Below are 15239 nucleotides of genomic sequence, written 5' to 3'. Positions count from 1 at the left end.
AAATGCCTGGCATGTGCGTTCGTACGGGACTGACGGTGGCGGCGGGTCAGGCCCTGTCGATATGGACGTTCGTCGACTTCACGCGGGCGGTGGCCTCCATGCCGACCTCCAGGCCGAGTTCCTCGACCGCTTCCCGGGTCAGCAGGGAGACGAGCCGGTGCGGGCCGGCCTGGATCTCGACCTGGGCCGCCACGTCGCCGAGCTTGATCGCGGTCACGATGCCGGGGAAGGCGTTGCGGACCGAGGTGTACGGGGTCTCCTCGTCGGCGCCGCCGGTCCGGGCCAGGCCGACCGAGAACGCGGCCAGGTCGCGCCCGTCGACGAGTCGCCGCCCGCCCTCGTCGCGGTGGGTGGTGATCCGGCCCGCGTCGGCCCAGCGACGGGCGGTGTCCGGACTGACGCCGAGCAGCCGCGCCGCCTGGCCGATCGTGTAGGACTGCATGCCGGTCACGATAGGGCGCCGGGGGGAAGTGGTGGTGACGCGGGGCCGACCGTTGGGCATAACGCGATATAGCGTCAGTCTGTGCGCGGTGACGGTGGGGTGTTCGCTCGGGCGCCCCGGGGAGTCCGGCGTGGAGCGATGACGGTGCAGCCCTTGCGAGTCGGCGAGTCGGCGAGTCGCCTGGACTGCGGGCCTCGCACGCCGACCGGGACCAGGTCGTGGTCCTGCTGAGCGGCGCCGCCGGGGACGGCCGGTTGACCGCCGAGGAACTGGACGAGCGGGTGGAGGCGGCGCTCACCGCGCGGACGCTGGGAGAGCCGGCAGTCCTGACCGCCGACCTGCCGGTGACGCCGGGCGGGGGCCCGGCCGTCGAGGTGAAGGATGTCGTCCGCACCGAGCAGGAAGGGGCGTCCACCCGGTGTGGCGACGGCTGGGTGGTGCCGCGGCGGATGGAGATCCGGTCGGCCTGGGGCGAGGTGACACTCGACCTCGACCGCGCCGTGATCACCCACGGCACCCTCCACATCGACCTCGACATGCGCGCCGGGGCGCTGGAGCTCGTGACCCGGCCGTGGGGCGTTCGGCGCGTCGCAGGTTCGAGAAAAAGGCGTAGGCACGGCTTCGCGCAGGCGCGGTACGTCATTCCCGTCCGGAGACCTTGAAGACCGTCAGAGCGGTCTCGCGCTCGACGCGGCCGGCCGGCCGGCCGGGCGGCGCGGCGTCGTCGCCCCGCACAGCAGTGAGCCCGACGCGGACGGCGTACGCGCGTCCTCGGTCAGGCGCTGCCACAGTCCCGGCAGGTGCTGATCGACAACCCGGACTCGAGGCGGCCGCGGGGACCGCGCGGGCGGGAGCGGCGGGCCTTGATGCGGCTCTGACGTGCGCGCCGTCGTTCCTCACGCCTCCGCGGCGGGCCCGTGCCTCGCCTCGCGCGGGCGGCTGCCGGGCGTCCCGATCCGGGCACCGTAAGAGATCCGTCAAAGGGGCACAGGCCACCGTATGGGACCCGTCAACGGTGGTCGCATCCGGTCGAACAGGAGCTTTGCTCGAAGCGTCCTAGTCGCAACCGAACCTCACTCCAGGAGCTCACGATGGCCGACCTGGCCTTCGTCGTCACCACGATCGCGGTCTTCGCGCTGGTGGCTCTCGTCGCCAAGGGGGTGACGAAGCTGTGACCGCCGAGAACATCGTCGGCCTGCTCGTGGCCGTCGCCCTGCTGGGCTATCTCGTCCTCGCCCTGATCTTCCCGGAGAGGTTCTGAGAGTACCCATGGGTTCCGTAACCGCCGGCGTGCTCCAACTGCTCGCCCTCATCGGCGCACTGGCTGTCGTGCACGCCCCACTGGGCAACCACATGGCCCGGGTCTACTCCTCCCGCAAGCACCTGCGGGTCGAGGAGTGGATCTACAAGGGCATCGGTGCCAACCCGGACGCGGAGATGCGCTGGACCGCGTACCTGCGCGGCGTGCTCGCCTTCTCCTTCGCCGGTGTCCTCTTCCTCTACCTGCTCCAGCGCGTCCAAGGCGTCCTGCCGGGCTCGCTCGGCTTCGACTCGGTGGAGCCGGCGCAGGCCTTCAACACCGCCGCGTCGTTCGTGGCCAACACCAACTGGCAGTCGTACTCCGGCGAACAGACGATGGGGCACGTCGTGCAGACCGCCGGTCTCGCCGTGCAGAACTTCGTCTCCGCGGCGGTCGGCATGGCCGTGGCCGTCGCCCTCGTGCGGGGCTTCGCCCGCGCTCGCACCGGGGAGCTGGGCAACTTCTGGTCGGACCTGGTGCGCGGGGTCACCCGCGTGCTGGTGCCACTGGCCGTCCTCGGCGCGCTCGTGCTGGTCGCCTGCGGAGTCGTCCAGAACTTCTCCGGCATCCACGAGGTCGGCCAGTTCCTGGGCGGCCCGCAGCAGTGGAACGGCGGCGCCGTCGCCTCGCAGGAGGTCATCAAGGAGCTGGGCACCAACGGCGGCGGCTACTTCAACGCCAACAGCGCGCACCCCTTCGAGAACCCGACGCCGTTCACCAACCTGTTCGAGATCTTCCTGATCCTGCTCATCCCGGTCTCCCTGACCCGGACCTTCGGCGTCATGGTCGGCTCGGTGCGTCAGGGCTACGCGATCCTCGCGACCATGACCACCATCTGGGTCGGCTTCGTCGCCCTGATGATGTGGACCGAGTTCGCCCACCACGGCCCCGCGCTCCAGGCGGCCGGCGGCGCGATGGAGGGCAAGGAACTGCGCTTCGGGGTCGGCGGCTCGTCGATCTTCGCGGTGACCACGACGCTCACCTCCACCGGTGCCGTCGACTCCTTCCACTCGTCGTACACCGGGTTCGGCGGCGGCATCGCGATGCTGGGCATGATGCTGGGCGAGATCGCGCCCGGCGGTGTCGGCTCCGGTCTCTACGGCATGCTGATCATGGCGATCATCGCGGTGTTCATCGCGGGGCTCATGGTCGGACGCACACCGGAGTACCTCGGCAAGAAGATCGGCCCCCGCGAGATCAAGCTGGCGGCCGTCTACATCCTGATCACTCCGGCGCTGGTGCTGGTGTTCACCTCGCTGTCGATGGCCCTGCCGACGCCGCCGAACTCGATGCTCAACCCCGGCGCCCACGGCTTCTCCGAGGTGCTGTACGCCTTCACCTCCGCGTCGAACAACAACGGCTCGGCCTTCGCCGGCCTGAACGCGAACACCGACTGGTTCAACACCACGACCGGGCTCGCGATGCTGCTCGGCCGCTTCCTGCCGATGGTGTTCGTCCTGGCGCTGGCCGGCTCGCTGGCCGGGCAGCAGCCGGTACCGGCGACAGCGGGCACCCTGCGCACCGAGAAGCCGATGTTCACCGGCCTGCTGGTGGGCGCGATCCTGATCATCGTCGGTCTCACCTACTTCCCGGTGCTGGCCCTGGGCCCGCTGGCCGAAGGGCTGGCGTGATGACCGCTCGTACACAGAAGCAAGAGGACTCCATGTCCACAGCCGCCTCCACCACAGCCGCCTCCACCACGGCCACCGAGAACCGGGCGCCGCACAGCGACGTGCCTACCGGCCGGACGTCCGCCGAGGGCCGTGTCGGCGGCGGGCTCTTCGAGCCCGCGCAGCTGGTCGGATCGCTGCCCGAGGCGTTCCGCAAGCTCGATCCAAGGGTGATGGTCAAGTCGCCCGTGATGTTCGTGGTGTGGATCGGCTCGGTGCTGACCACCGCCTTCTCCATCACGGACCCCGGGGACTGGTTCGGCTGGACCATCAGCGCCTGGCTCTGGCTGACCGTGCTCTTCGCCAATCTGGCGGAGGCCGTCGCCGAGGGCCGGGGCAAGGCCCAGGCCGACACGCTGCGCAGGGCCAAGACCGGCACGGTCGCCCGCCGGGTGGACGGGAGCACGGTCCCCGGCACCGAGCTGGGCGTCGGCGACCTGGTGGTCTGCGAGGCCGGAGACGTCATCCCGGGCGACGGCGATGTCGTCGAGGGTGTCGCCTCGGTCGACGAGTCGGCCATCACCGGTGAGTCGGCGCCCGTCATCCGCGAGTCGGGCGGCGACCGCAGCGCCGTCACCGGCGGGACGAAGGTCCTCTCCGACCGCATCGTCGTCAGGATCACCACCAAGCCGGGCGAGACCTTCATCGACCGCATGATCAACCTGGTCGAGGGCGCGGCACGGCAGAAGACCCCGAACGAGGTCGCGCTGAACATCCTGCTGGCCTCGCTGACCATCGTCTTCCTGCTGGCCTGCGCCACGCTGACGCCGTTCGCCGACCACGCGGGCACCGAACTGACGATGGTCGTCCTGGTGGCACTGCTGGTCTGCCTGATCCCGACCACGATCGGCGCCCTGCTCTCCGCGATCGGCATCGCGGGCATGGACCGCCTGGTCCAGCGCAACGTGCTGGCCATGTCGGGCCGTGCCGTCGAGGCGGCCGGTGACGTCTCCACGCTGCTGCTGGACAAGACCGGCACGATCACGCTCGGCAACCGGCAGGCGGCCGAGTTCGTGCCGGCGCGCGGTACGACGGCGGCTCAGGTGGCGGACGCCGCCCAGCTCTCCTCGCTGGCCGACGAGACCCCCGAGGGCCGCTCGGTCGTCGTCCTCGCCAAGGAGAGGTACGGGCTCCGCGAACGGCACCAGGGCGAGCTGACCGGCGCCGAATGGATCTCCTTCACCGCACAGACCCGCATGTCCGGCGTCGATGTCGACGGCCGGAGGATCCGCAAGGGAGCGGCCGGTTCGGTGACCGCCTGGGTGCGCGAGCGCGGTGGCGAGGTCGCCGAGGACACGGAGCGGCTGGCCGACGGCATCTCCGAGGCGGGCGGTACGCCACTGCTGGTCGCTGTCGAGGACGGTGACGGGGCCCGCGTCCTCGGGGTCATCCACCTGAAGGACGTCGTCAAGCAGGGCATGCGGGAGCGGTTCGAGGAACTGCGGGGCATGGGCATCAAGACCGTCATGATCACGGGCGACAACCCGCTGACGGCCAAGGCGATCGCCGACGAGGCAGGTGTCGACGACTTCCTCGCCGAGGCCACGCCCGAGGACAAGATGGCCCTGATCAAGCGTGAACAGGCCGGCGGCAAGCTGGTCGCGATGACCGGCGACGGCACCAACGACGCGCCCGCGCTCGCGCAGGCCGACGTCGGGGTGGCGATGAACACCGGCACGGCGGCCGCCAAGGAGGCCGGCAACATGGTCGACCTCGACTCCAACCCGACCAAGCTCATCGAGATCGTCGAGATCGGCAAGCAGCTCCTCATCACGCGGGGCGCGCTGACCACGTTCTCCATCGCCAACGACGTCGCCAAGTACTTCGCGATCATCCCGGCGCTGTTCGCGGCGGTCTACCCCGGCCTGGACAAGCTCAACATCATGCGCCTGTCCTCGCCGGACTCGGCGATCCTGTCGGCGGTCGTCTTCAACGCGCTGATCATCGTCGTGCTGGTGCCGCTCGCCCTGCGCGGTGTGCGGTACAAGCCGATGAGCGCCGACCGGATGCTCCGGCGCAACCTCGCGGTCTACGGCCTCGGCGGACTGGTCGCCCCCTTCGTCGGCATCAAGATCATCGACATGCTCCTGTCCCTCATCCCCGGAATCGGTTGACCGCCATGAACAACTCAGTATCGAACACCGCCCGGTTGCTCGGGGCCGGCCTGCGTGCCCTCCTCGTGCTGACCCTGGTGACGGGCGTCATCTACCCACTGGTGGTCACGGGCGTCGCCCAGGCCCTCTTCAACGGCGAGGCGAACGGCTCGGAAGTCTCGGCCGACGGCCGCGTGGTGGGGTCCTCGCTGATCGGGCAGTCGTACAACCTGCCACTGAAACCGGGGCAGAAGACTCCGGAACCCGACCTGAAGTGGTTCCAGGGCCGCCCGGCCAACGGTCTGGGGGAGAACACCATCAACACCCAGTACCGGCTGATCCTGTCCGGTGCGACCAACCTGGCCGCCGACAACCCGGAGCTGGTCGAGCAGGTGAGGGCGGCGCAGGCCGCCGTCATCAAGGACAACTCGGTCCCCGGCCACCCCGTCGAGCGGTCCGACATCCCCGCCGACGCGGTGACCTCCTCCGGCTCGGGGCTGGACCCGGACATCTCGCCGGACTACGCCGAGCTGCAGGTGGCCCGGGTCGCCCAGGAGAACGGTCTGTCCGTCGCGAAGGTACAGGGGCTCGTCGACCGGCACACCGAGGGCCGCACCCTCGGCTTCATCGGCGAACCGCGGCTCAACGTCCTCGAACTGAACATCGCCCTCAAGGAGCTCGTGACGAAGGACTGAGCGAGAGCGCCGGCACGCGATCGGCGCGGCACGGCCGAGGGGGAGCCGGACACGCGTCGGGGCCGGTTCGCAGACGATGTCTGCGGGCCGGCCCCGTGCATCACCGGGCGGAGTGGAGTCACACCGCCCGGCCCGTACTCAGGCGGCGGTCATCAGGCCCGCACCGACAGGGCGGTGCGGGGCGATGACCCGGCCGTCCGGCAGGAGCTCACCGGTGTCCTCGAAGAGGACGACGCCGTTGCACAGCAGGCTCCAACCCTGCTCCGGGTGGTGCGCCACGAGGCGGGCGGATTCCCGGTCGGCGGAGTCGACTGAAGGGCACGGTGGCTGGTGCTGGCACATGAGTGGGGTCTCTCGGTCTGTTGAGTCGGGTGAGGTCGCTGTCGTGTCTGTCCCGCGGCGTGAAGCTTCGTTCATGGCCGCCCCCCGTTGTGTAAGTCGGTCCGAACCCAGTGTTGCCCCACGGGCCTCGATCCGCAGGTATTTCGCAGCACCGCTTCTCACAGGTTGATGACGCGTCACCCGCGCGGGCGGTTCATCCCAACTGCACTGTCACTTCGGATGGTTCGGCATGGCCCTTTGGGGCTAGTCCGCCCGGGTCGGGAGGCGGCCGGCGGGAGAGGGGCGGTCAGGCGGGGGAACGCAGCAGTCGTGTCGGCGTCACCCGGTGGGTGAGGACCGGCAGCAGCTCGGCGACCCGGTGCGGCCGGTGGGCCGCGATGCCGGGCGGGGCCGGCGCCAGCGGCACCAGCAGGTCGGTGGCCGCGGGGTGTCCTGCGGCGGCGTCCGCGGTCCGGTCGCCGTGCAGCCACAGCGTGAGCATGTAGAGCCCGGGGACCGACAGCAGACGCGGCTGGTAGGCCTGGGGCACCGACTCGGCCTGGCGCAGCGCGTGCTCGGTCGAGGCGACGTAGGGGCCCTCGAAGAAGTGCGAGAAGGCCCAGCCGTCGGGGGTCAGCATGGTCTCCGCCGCCGCCACCGCGCGGTCGCCGCAGCGGATCAGGAACCGCCACCCGGTCAGCCGCGTCACCGCCACGCCCTCCGCCGTGATCCGGTCCAGGACGTGCACGGGCAGCGGCAGTTCGGGGGTGGCGGGTCCCTGGGCGCCGAGCAGGGAGGGGGTCCGGGCCTCGCGGACCGCGGTGGGAGACGAGAGGGCGGTGAGGACGGAGCGCAGGGCGGGCGCGGGAGCCGGGGGGACATGCAGGGGCATGATGGGTCGCCTCTCATTCGAAGGCACGGTGGCGCGAGGGCGGAGCGGGGGCGGACGACGCTGTCAGCTCACGTGGCTGGGGAGGCGGAGGCCGGGGCCCGGGAACCGAGAAGGGGGTGAGGCCTGCCGCGCGTCAGCTCGACGGCAGGATCCATCGACCGTGGGCGCCGGTCATCTGCCTTGCCGCGGAGTTTATACGACATGTGTTCAGACTGTGTTTCGGCTAGCTGATTCCGGCAACCAGTACAAGGTTGCATTCGGCCGTCGATATGATGGAATCATCCGGATTTCGCGCCAGGTGTACGACGGTGACCTCGGGGAATGTTCACCGAGCGGTCGGCCAATTGTCGTCGGCGATTTTCACGACTTCCCGGCCGTGGAAACTGCTAGACGTGTCATGCCCGATGAATGTGCCACCGGTCACATCGGCACAGCGTAGCGGCTGCCGGGCCGGTGCGGGGACGTTATCGATCGCTTCGGCTGGGCATCATCCCACCTGACCGGCCCCCGGCGGCCGGATCTTCGATTCATCGCTCCGAGAAGGGACTCTTCCATGGGGGAGAAGGTCGTGGCAGGTCGGTTCGACCTGTCCGATCGCCAGCGCTACCGCGAGAAGCTCCAGCGGTGCCTGACGGGTCTGGAGCGACTTCTGGCGGAGAAGCGGTTCGACCGCCCGAAGAATCTGATGGGGCTGGAGATCGAATTGAATCTCGTCGGTGCCGACGGGATGCCGAAAATGTTGAATGCGCAAGTCCTGGAGCGCATCGCGAGCCGTGACTTCCAAACAGAACTCGCCATGTTCAACCTGGAAGTCAACATCGCTCCACACCGGCTGGGCGGCCGGGTATTCGACCGTCTGGCCGAGGAGATCCGTACGTCACTGGCATATGCGGACCGCAAGGCCGGCGAGGTCGACGCGGGAATCGCGATGATCGGCATTCTGCCGACGCTGGACCGGGACGACCTGGTCTCGTCCAATCTCTCCGCCGTCGACCGCTACGCCCTCCTCAACGAGCAGATCGTGGCCGCCCGCGGCGAGGACTTCACCCTCGACATCGAGGGTGTCGAGCGTCTGACCTGCACCTCCAAGTCCATCGCTCCCGAGGCCGCCTGCACCTCGGTGCAGCTGCACCTCCAGGTCACCCCGGACCGCTTCGCGGCCGTGTGGAACGCCGCCCAGGCGGTCACCGCCGCACAGATCGCCGTCGGCGCCAACGCGCCCTTCCTCTTCGGCCGCGAGCTGTGGCGCGAGTCCAGGCCCCCGCTGTTCCAGCAGTCCACCGACACCCGCCCGCCCGAGCTCCAGGCCCAGGGCGTCCGCCCGCGTACCTGGTTCGGCGAGCGGTGGGTGACCTCGGCGTACGACCTGTTCGAGGAGAACCGGCGCTATTTCCCGGCACTGCTCCCGATCTGCGACGACGAGGACCCGCTGGAGGTCCTGGACGCGGGCGGCGTGCCCTCCCTCTCCGAACTGGTCCTGCACAACGGCACGGTCTACCGCTGGAACCGCCCCGTCTACGACATCGCCGACGGCGTCCCGCACCTGCGCGTGGAGAACCGCGTCCTGCCCGCCGGGCCCACCGTCACCGACGTCATCGCCAACGCGGCCTTCTACTACGGCGTCGTGCGCGCGCTCGCCGAGGAGCCCCGGCCGCTGTGGCACCGGCTGCCCTTCGAGGCCGCTGCCGCCAACTTCGAGGCGGCGTGCCGCCACGGCATCGACGCCCGCTTCGAGTGGCCCAAGCGCGGCCGGCTGGGCGGTACCACCGAGGTCGACGCCGCCGTCCTCGTCCGCGACGAACTGCTGCCGCTCGCCGAGGCCGGTCTCGACGCGTGGGGCGTGGAGCCCGCCGACCGGGACCTGTACCTCGGCGTGATCGAGGAGCGGTGCCGGCGCCGGGTCAACGGCGCGTCCTGGCAGGCGGCCACGTTCCACCGGGCGCTGGAGGCCGGTCTGTCCCGGGAGGCCGCGCTGGCCGCCACGACCCGCCGCTACGTCGAGCTCATGCGCGAGGGCGATCCCGTGCACCTGTGGCCGGTGGGCCTGCCGGAGCCGGCGCCGCTGGGCTGAGACCGGCGGGACCGGGAAAGCGCCAGGGCCTGGCATGCTCCGGGCGTCGGCGAGCACCGGCGTCGGCGAGCACCGGCGTCGGCGAGCACCGGCGCCGGCGAGCACCGGCGCCGGACAGCACCGGGACCGCCCCCGCCGCGCGTCGCCTCATACTGATCGGGCAAGCTGTGACGTCCCAGCTGGAGGCAGGTGTGCATGGCGGAGGCGGGCCCAGTGGACGATTCGTTCCCTCAGAAGCCATTTCGTGGAGGGCCGGTTCCCCTTCAGGAGGGGCTCCCGCGACGGGTCCTGCGTGACGAGACGCTGCTCGTCCTGGCTTTGTCGCTCGGCGCCAGCGGGGTGTCCGCCCTCATCAGTTTCATCGGCTCGGTCACCCGGCCGGGCGGGCTCAAGGAACAGGCGGCCACCCTCAACGCCTCCGCCGCGCCCGGCCGTCCCTGGCTGGACCTGGCCTGGCAGCTCTTCGGAATCACCACGGCGCTCGTCCCGGTCGCCCTGGTCGCGCACTTCCTGCTGCGGGAGGGACGCGGCCTGCGCACCCTCGGCTTCGACCGCACCCGTCCATGGCCGGACCTGGGCCGCGGTGCTGCCGTCGCCGCCGTCATCGGCAGCACCGGCATCGCCTTCTACCTGGCCGCCCGGGGCCTCGGCTTCAACCTCACCGTGGTGCCCGAGGCCCTGCCGGAGGTGTGGTGGAAGTACCCCGTACTGATCCTCTCGGCGGTGCAGAACTCCGTCCTGGAGGAGGTCATCGTCGTCGGCTACCTGCTGCGCCGGCTCGACCAGCTCGGCTGGAGCCCGGGCGCGTCGCTCGCGGCCAGTTCGGTACTGCGCGGGTCGTACCACCTCTATCAGGGCATCGGCGGCTTCGTCGGCAACATGGTGATGGGCGTCGTGTTCGTGTACCTGTACCGCCGGTGGGGGCGCGTGGGCCCGCTGGTGGTGGCGCACTCGCTGCTCGACATCGGTGCCTTCGTGGGCTACGCGCTGCTGGCCGGAAAGGTGGACTGGCTGCCGACGGCGTGACGGGGAGGGGACGACGGGACGCCTTTCGCCGCCTCCCCTCCACCAGGCCGGGGCCTACGCCAGCAGCTCGCCCTCGATCACCGTCACCGCGTGCCCGCTCAGCAGCGTGCGCTCGCCGCGCAGCTCCGTACGGACCCGGCCGGAGCGGGGCGAGGCCTGCATCCCGATGAGGCCGGGGCGGCCGAGGCGCTCGGACCAGAAGGGCGCGAGGGCCGTGTGGGCACTGCCGGTGACCGGGTCCTCGTCGATGCCGACGTTCGGGAAGAAGCAGCGGGAGACGTAGTCGTAGCCACGGGCGGCGTCCTCCGCGCGGGCGGTGGCGATGATGCCGCGCTCGGAGTACGCGGCCAGCGCCTTGTGGTCCGGGGTCAGGCCGCGGACCGTCTTCTCGTCGGCGACCTCGACCAGCAGGTCCCCGATGTCCGGCCCGGTGTCCAGGACCGCGAGGGGCTCGGCCCCCAGGGCCTCGGCGACGCCCTTCGGGGCTTCGACCGGGGTGAGCGGCGCGGTGGGGAAGTCCAGTGTGATCGAGCCGTCCTCGCCCGGCGTCGCGACGAGGACGCCACTGCGGGTGGCGAACCGCACCGCGCCCTCGTGGGCGCCGGTGGTGTGCAGGACGTGGGCCGTGGCGAGCGTCGCGTGGCCGCACATCGCGACCTCGGTGGTCGGCGTGAACCAGCGCAGCGCCCAGTCGGCCGCGCCGCCCTCGGGCAGGCGGTGGGCGAACGCGGTCTCGGCGTGGTTGACCTCCAGGGCGACCCGCTGGAGCCGGTCGTCGTCCGGGAAGGCGTCGAGGAGCAGGACCCCGGCGGGGTTGCCGGCGAAGGGCCGGTCGGTGAAGGCGTCGACGATTCGAATGCGCATGCCTCGACGCTAGACGCTCCACGAATCCGCGGACCAAGGCCAATTCGTTGGTTCTGGACCGGATTTCCCGCCGGGCCGGTCATGACGCCGAGGGACGCTCGCTCGGACTTCCGGGCCAGGAAGGTGGCGACCGTCCTCGTCACCCCGTGGGCGGGCTCCTCCACCAGTCGTGCCGTGGTCGCGCGTCCCGCCTGTCCCAGCAGCCCGTCCGGCCGGATCGCCGGGTCGCGCCCCAGGTCCGCGACCGGCCCGCGGCCGGCCGCCCGCACGCCACGGCGAGCCCGGTCGGCATCACGAAGGAGACGGCACTCCTGGGACTTGGCTCGCGTGCGGCAGTTGGTGCCCGGCTACTCGTTGCTTCGCTCCATTCGGCGGCGATGGTTCTCAGGCTGTGGTTCGCGCGCGTACCGGCGAGCCAACTGCGGTGCGGCGAGTCCGAGAACGAGCATCACGCCTGCGGCGGCCGAGGGGGCGACCGCCAAGATGACGCCCGCGCTGATGAGCGCGCCGGCGGTCACGCCCAGGGCAGGACGCCAGTCGGCCCGGTAGCGCTTGCTCCGAAGAAGGAGTTGGGCGCAACCCCAACCGCCGATGGACGCGACGATGGCCAGGTAGTCGTACGCATGGATGAACGCGCCGCACCGGCTGCCCACTCCAGCAGGCACTCGTACGCATTCCGCGACCAGAAACCGCCCGATGCCCAAGCCGGTGACTCCTGTCAGCACCGCCAGTAGGACAGCCCGCCCCCAGATGTTCGACATGCGCGGATCATAGAACCCGCCTGCCCGTTCGGATCGGTCGGGCTGTTACGCGCATGGGGCAACCCTCGAAGAACCCCAGGTCAAACGCTCCGAGATCAGGGTCCGCGCATACACCAGCGAGTGCCCCCACTGCCACCCCTGACGATCAGCACCCCGCACCACTCAGACTTCGGTGGCACAGGACAAGGGGGGCTTGTCAGTCGATAGGTTCCGATATATCGTTGAGACATCGCGATTGGTACGCGACAGATCAAAGACTGATGGGAGTGATGACGATGCGTAACCACGGATACGAGCGTGGACACGGTGGACACGGCCGCGGAGAGGGTGGCCCCTTCGGTCACGGCGGCTTCGACGGTCGGCGTGCGGCCTTCGGTCCCTTCGGGCCGGGCGGTCCCGGTGGTGGCCCCGGCGGTCCCTTCGGGCCGGGATTCGGCCACGGAGGGCCCTGGGGAGGCCGCGGACGCGGCGGTCCCAGGGGAGGAAGGGCACGGCGCGGCGACGTACGGGCGTCGATCCTGGCCCTGCTGAAGGACCGGCCGATGCACGGCTACGAGATGATCCAGGAGATCGCCGAGCGCAGCGGCGGGGCGTGGAAGCCCAGCCCCGGTTCGGTGTACCCCACCCTCCAGTTGCTGGAGGACGAGGGTCTGATCGCCAGCGAGAGCGAGGGCGGCAAGAAGCTCTTCGCGCTCACCGAGGCGGGCCGGACCGCGGCCGAGGAAGGCGCGGACGCTCCCTGGGAGGAGGCCTCGCGGGGCGTCGACTGGGAGGCCCTGAACGACATCAGGCAGGCCGGATTCGGGCTGATGGAGGCCTTCGGGCAGGTCTGGAAGACCGGCAGCAAGGAGCAGCGGGAGAAGGCGCTCGCCGTCATCGGTGACGCCCGCAAGAAGCTGTACCTGATCCTCGCCGACGAGGACTGACCCGGTACGGCCGTCGTCGCGAGGTGCCCTGCGGAGTGATCCGCGGGGCACCTCCGCGTGTGGGCGCGCTCAGTCGACCCGCCGTATCACCGCCGCGTCGAAGAGATCCCACGCGCGCGGGAAGGCGCTCTCGTCGTGGCAGTGCCACGCCTCCCAGAACAGGTCGGCGAGCAGCGCCTCCTCCGGGGCGTACACCCGGTACACGTACTGCCTGCCGTCGACGGCAGGCAGGGCCACGAGCCAGCACCTGCTCCTCATACCCCTGTTGGACCCGCGACGGCGCCCTTCGGTTGCCCGGGGAGGCGCAGGCAGGGGGCGCGCCCGGCAGGGCGAAACGGCTTGATCTCATCCGTAAGGAGGAGATTCCGGCCCGGTGCGTCCACTCTGCGTGGGACGCGAAGATGCTTCCCTCCGGGGATGACCCGCTCTCGAGATGCTGATGGGCTAGGGGATGTGCAACCCCGTATCCCCCGGCAGTCGGCCGGCGAGCAAAGCGGCCGGCGCCCCGACGGCGCCGACCTCGATGCCCGGTTCAGCGAAGAACTGGCATCGGTGGTCACCGGCGCCCGCCGCAGAGCGGTACGGGACGGGGACCGGCAGATCGACACGGCCCATCTGCTGCACTCCCTCCTCGAGTACGACCCCGAGGCCCGCGCCGTCCTCGGCGAGGGCCCCCAGGTCGTCCGGCTGCTCGGCTACCTCGTGCAGCGCAGCATCGGCTACGGCCTGCGCTGGCAGAGCACCGTGGAGGACTCCGGCGCCGTACCCGTGGTGACCGGGGTCGCCGGCTTCTCGCCGCTGGCCGCCGCGGCCATGGAAGGCGCCTGCGCCCGTGCCGCCCGGCGCGGAGTGGACCGGGCCTGCGGCGTCGACCTGCTCGCAGCCCTCGTCACCGACTCGCAGGCGCGTGCCGTCGAGGTGCTCGGCCGCGCCGCCGTCGAGCCGCGCACGGTGCTCGCCCGCGTCGAGAACCACTTCGAGCCGACAGCCTGAACCTGAACCCCCAGTCCTCAACGGCTTCTCGACGGCTCCTCAGCGGCGCGTCTTCGGGACCGGCCCGGCCGTCCAGTCGGTGAGACAGGTGTCATTGGGGGTGACGGTCATGTCGTCCCCTGTCATCATGTGCCGGTGCATACGTCTGACAGTGCTCGCGTCCGCCGCGGCAAGGGCGCCGGGCTCGGCCTGGCGCTCGCTTCCGCGGTCGCCTTCGGAGGGTCCGGGGTCGCGGCCAAGCCGCTGATCGAGGCGGGACTCGACCCGCTCCACGTGGTGTGGCTGCGCGTGGCAGGCGCGGCCCTGGTCATGCTGCCGCTCGCCGTGCGACACCGTGCGCTGCTGCGCCGACGGCCCGGGCTGCTCGCCGGCTTCGGGCTGCTGGCCGTGGCGGGTGTCCAGGCCTGCTACTTCGCCGCGATCTCCCGTATCCCCGTCGGCGTCGCGCTGCTCGTCGAGTACCTGGCGCCCGCCCTGGTCCTCGGCTGGGTGCGGTTCGTGCAGCGGCGGCCGGTGACGCGGGCGGCGGCGCTCGGCGTGGTCCTCGCGGTCGGCGGACTCGCCTGCGTCGTGGAGGTCTGGTCGGGGCTGGGCTTCGACGCCCTCGGACTGCTCCTCGCGCTCGGCGCCGCCTGCTGCCAGGTCGGCTACTTCGTCCTGTCCGACCAGGGCAGCGACGCCGGCGACGAGGCGCCCGACCCGCTCGGTGTCATCGCCTACGGCCTGCTCGTCGGGGCCGCCGTGCTCACCGTCGTCGCCCGCCCCTGGTCGATGGACTGGTCCATCCTCACCCACGATGTCCCCATGGACGGCACACCCGTCGCCGCCACCCTGCTGCTGGCCTGGATCGTGCTCATCGCCACGGTCCTCGCCTACGTCACCGGCATCGTCGCCGTACGCCGCCTGTCTCCGCAGGTCGCGGGCGTCGTGGCCTGCCTCGAAGCGGTCATCGCGACCGTCCTGGCCTGGGTGCTGCTCGGCGAGCACCTCTCCGCCCCGCAGATCATCGGCGGCGTGGTGGTCCTGGTGGGCGCCTTCATCGCCCAGTCGTCGACGCCGGCGAAGGGCTCCACGGACCCGGTGGCGAGCGGTGGACCCGAAAGGCAGTTGTCCAGCAGAGGAACGGCGACCTAGGGTACTGATCATGCATTCCGACGCACTCGTCCTCCCGCCTCCGGCCGCCTG

Annotated in this window: 16 protein-coding genes; 10 read left to right on the top strand and 6 right to left on the bottom strand. The window is 70.9% G+C overall.

Annotated features, from left to right (window positions below):
- Positions 1-46: 46 nt before the first annotated feature.
- Positions 47-442, bottom strand: a complete 396-nt coding sequence (locus ACFW48_RS32580; RefSeq protein ID WP_386321147.1) for a molybdopterin-binding protein — start codon at positions 440-442, stop codon at positions 47-49.
- A 185-nt stretch (positions 443-627) separates the two neighbouring features.
- Here ACFW48_RS32580 and ACFW48_RS32575 point away from each other — a divergent pair, with 185 nt between their 5' ends.
- From ACFW48_RS32575 to ACFW48_RS32555, 5 genes are all read left to right on the top strand, one after another.
- Positions 628-1104 (top strand): DUF1707 domain-containing protein, encoded by a 477-nt coding sequence (locus tag ACFW48_RS32575; protein ID WP_386321203.1) that lies wholly within the window; start codon positions 628-630, stop codon positions 1102-1104.
- A 509-nt stretch (positions 1105-1613) separates the two neighbouring features.
- Entirely contained in the window at positions 1614-1703 is a 90-nt protein-coding gene (gene kdpF, locus ACFW48_RS32570) for a K(+)-transporting ATPase subunit F (protein WP_109004339.1), read from the top strand.
- A gap of 8 nt (positions 1704-1711) precedes the next feature.
- Positions 1712-3373: a potassium-transporting ATPase subunit KdpA gene (kdpA, locus tag ACFW48_RS32565; protein WP_386321144.1), complete on the top strand. Its 1662-nt coding sequence runs from the start codon at positions 1712-1714 to the stop codon at positions 3371-3373.
- Entirely contained in the window at positions 3373-5526 is a 2154-nt protein-coding gene (gene kdpB, locus ACFW48_RS32560; RefSeq protein ID WP_386321141.1) for a potassium-transporting ATPase subunit KdpB, read from the top strand. Before kdpA ends, kdpB begins: the two co-directional genes overlap by 1 nt.
- Before the next feature lie 5 nt (positions 5527-5531).
- Complete coding sequence (locus ACFW48_RS32555; protein WP_386321139.1) at positions 5532-6200, top strand: potassium-transporting ATPase subunit C; 669 nt, start codon at positions 5532-5534, stop codon at positions 6198-6200.
- 138 nt (positions 6201-6338) lie between these two features.
- Here ACFW48_RS32555 and ACFW48_RS32550 read toward each other — a convergent pair whose 3' ends face one another.
- Together ACFW48_RS32550 and ACFW48_RS32545 are read right to left on the bottom strand one after the other, a co-directional pair.
- Positions 6339-6542 (bottom strand): DUF5999 family protein, encoded by a 204-nt coding sequence (locus ACFW48_RS32550; protein ID WP_386321136.1) that lies wholly within the window; start codon positions 6540-6542, stop codon positions 6339-6341.
- 286 nt (positions 6543-6828) lie between these two features.
- Entirely contained in the window at positions 6829-7413 is a 585-nt protein-coding gene (locus tag ACFW48_RS32545; RefSeq protein ID WP_193776115.1) for a hypothetical protein, read from the bottom strand.
- 553 nt (positions 7414-7966) lie between these two features.
- Here ACFW48_RS32545 and ACFW48_RS32540 point away from each other — a divergent pair.
- Both ACFW48_RS32540 and ACFW48_RS32535 read left to right on the top strand, forming a co-directional pair.
- The gene (locus ACFW48_RS32540) at positions 7967-9484 is read left to right on the top strand and encodes a glutamate--cysteine ligase (RefSeq protein WP_386321133.1); all 1518 of its coding nucleotides are present in this window, start codon (positions 7967-7969) and stop codon (positions 9482-9484) included.
- Positions 9485-9679: 195 nt separating this feature from the next.
- The gene (locus tag ACFW48_RS32535) at positions 9680-10510 is read left to right on the top strand and encodes a CPBP family intramembrane glutamic endopeptidase (RefSeq protein WP_386321131.1); all 831 of its coding nucleotides are present in this window, start codon (positions 9680-9682) and stop codon (positions 10508-10510) included.
- A gap of 54 nt (positions 10511-10564) precedes the next feature.
- Here the strand turns inward: ACFW48_RS32535 and ACFW48_RS32530 are convergent, their stop codons facing one another.
- Positions 10565-11374, bottom strand: a complete 810-nt coding sequence (locus tag ACFW48_RS32530; RefSeq protein ID WP_386321128.1) for a PhzF family phenazine biosynthesis protein — start codon at positions 11372-11374, stop codon at positions 10565-10567.
- 347 nt (positions 11375-11721) lie between these two features.
- Positions 11722-12135, bottom strand: coding sequence for a hypothetical protein (locus ACFW48_RS32525; protein ID WP_386321126.1), 414 nt, complete (start codon positions 12133-12135; stop codon positions 11722-11724).
- Between the two features lie 275 nt (positions 12136-12410).
- On the opposite strand from ACFW48_RS32525, the gene ACFW48_RS32520 reads away from it, so the two are divergent.
- On the top strand, positions 12411-13061 hold the full coding sequence (locus ACFW48_RS32520; protein WP_386321124.1) for a PadR family transcriptional regulator: 651 nt from the start codon (positions 12411-12413) through the stop codon (positions 13059-13061).
- Positions 13062-13130: 69 nt separating this feature from the next.
- On the opposite strand, the gene ACFW48_RS32515 is transcribed toward ACFW48_RS32520, so the two are convergent.
- Entirely contained in the window at positions 13131-13298 is a 168-nt protein-coding gene (locus tag ACFW48_RS32515; protein WP_386321121.1) for a hypothetical protein, read from the bottom strand.
- A gap of 216 nt (positions 13299-13514) precedes the next feature.
- Here ACFW48_RS32515 and ACFW48_RS32510 point away from each other — a divergent pair, with 216 nt between their 5' ends.
- Together ACFW48_RS32510 and ACFW48_RS32505 are read left to right on the top strand one after the other, a co-directional pair.
- Positions 13515-14054 carry a Clp protease N-terminal domain-containing protein gene (locus tag ACFW48_RS32510; protein ID WP_386321120.1) on the top strand — a complete coding sequence of 180 codons (540 nt, stop codon included), beginning with the start codon at positions 13515-13517 and terminating at the stop codon, positions 14052-14054.
- A 129-nt stretch (positions 14055-14183) separates the two neighbouring features.
- Positions 14184-15188 (top strand): DMT family transporter, encoded by a 1005-nt coding sequence (locus tag ACFW48_RS32505; protein WP_386321118.1) that lies wholly within the window; start codon positions 14184-14186, stop codon positions 15186-15188.
- Positions 15189-15239: the final 51 nt, after the last annotated feature.

Source organism: Streptomyces sp. NPDC058812 (assembly GCF_042744565.1).
GTDB lineage: Bacteria > Actinomycetota > Actinomycetes > Streptomycetales > Streptomycetaceae > Streptomyces > Streptomyces thinghirensis.
The sequence above is the reverse complement of the archived record's forward strand: the minus strand, read 5'-3'. Positions and strand labels throughout refer to the sequence as shown.

Excerpts from the sequence above, each read along its gene's own strand:
- ACFW48_RS32580 (WP_386321147.1), bottom strand. The coding sequence starts at position 442 with ATGCAGTCCTACACGATCGGCCAGGCGGCGCGGCTGCTCGGCGTCAGT.
- kdpA (WP_386321144.1), top strand. The coding sequence starts at position 1,712 with ATGGGTTCCGTAACCGCCGGCGTGCTCCAACTGCTCGCCCTCATCGGC.
- kdpB (WP_386321141.1), top strand. The coding sequence starts at position 3,373 with ATGACCGCTCGTACACAGAAGCAAGAGGACTCCATGTCCACAGCCGCC.
- ACFW48_RS32555 (WP_386321139.1), top strand. The coding sequence starts at position 5,532 with ATGAACAACTCAGTATCGAACACCGCCCGGTTGCTCGGGGCCGGCCTG.
- ACFW48_RS32550 (WP_386321136.1), bottom strand. The coding sequence starts at position 6,542 with ATGTGCCAGCACCAGCCACCGTGCCCTTCAGTCGACTCCGCCGACCGG.
- ACFW48_RS32545 (WP_193776115.1), bottom strand. The coding sequence starts at position 7,413 with ATGCCCCTGCATGTCCCCCCGGCTCCCGCGCCCGCCCTGCGCTCCGTC.
- ACFW48_RS32540 (WP_386321133.1), top strand. The coding sequence starts at position 7,967 with ATGGGGGAGAAGGTCGTGGCAGGTCGGTTCGACCTGTCCGATCGCCAG.
- ACFW48_RS32535 (WP_386321131.1), top strand. The coding sequence starts at position 9,680 with ATGGCGGAGGCGGGCCCAGTGGACGATTCGTTCCCTCAGAAGCCATTT.
- ACFW48_RS32530 (WP_386321128.1), bottom strand. The coding sequence starts at position 11,374 with ATGCGCATTCGAATCGTCGACGCCTTCACCGACCGGCCCTTCGCCGGC.
- ACFW48_RS32525 (WP_386321126.1), bottom strand. The coding sequence starts at position 12,135 with ATGTCGAACATCTGGGGGCGGGCTGTCCTACTGGCGGTGCTGACAGGA.
- ACFW48_RS32520 (WP_386321124.1), top strand. The coding sequence starts at position 12,411 with ATGCGTAACCACGGATACGAGCGTGGACACGGTGGACACGGCCGCGGA.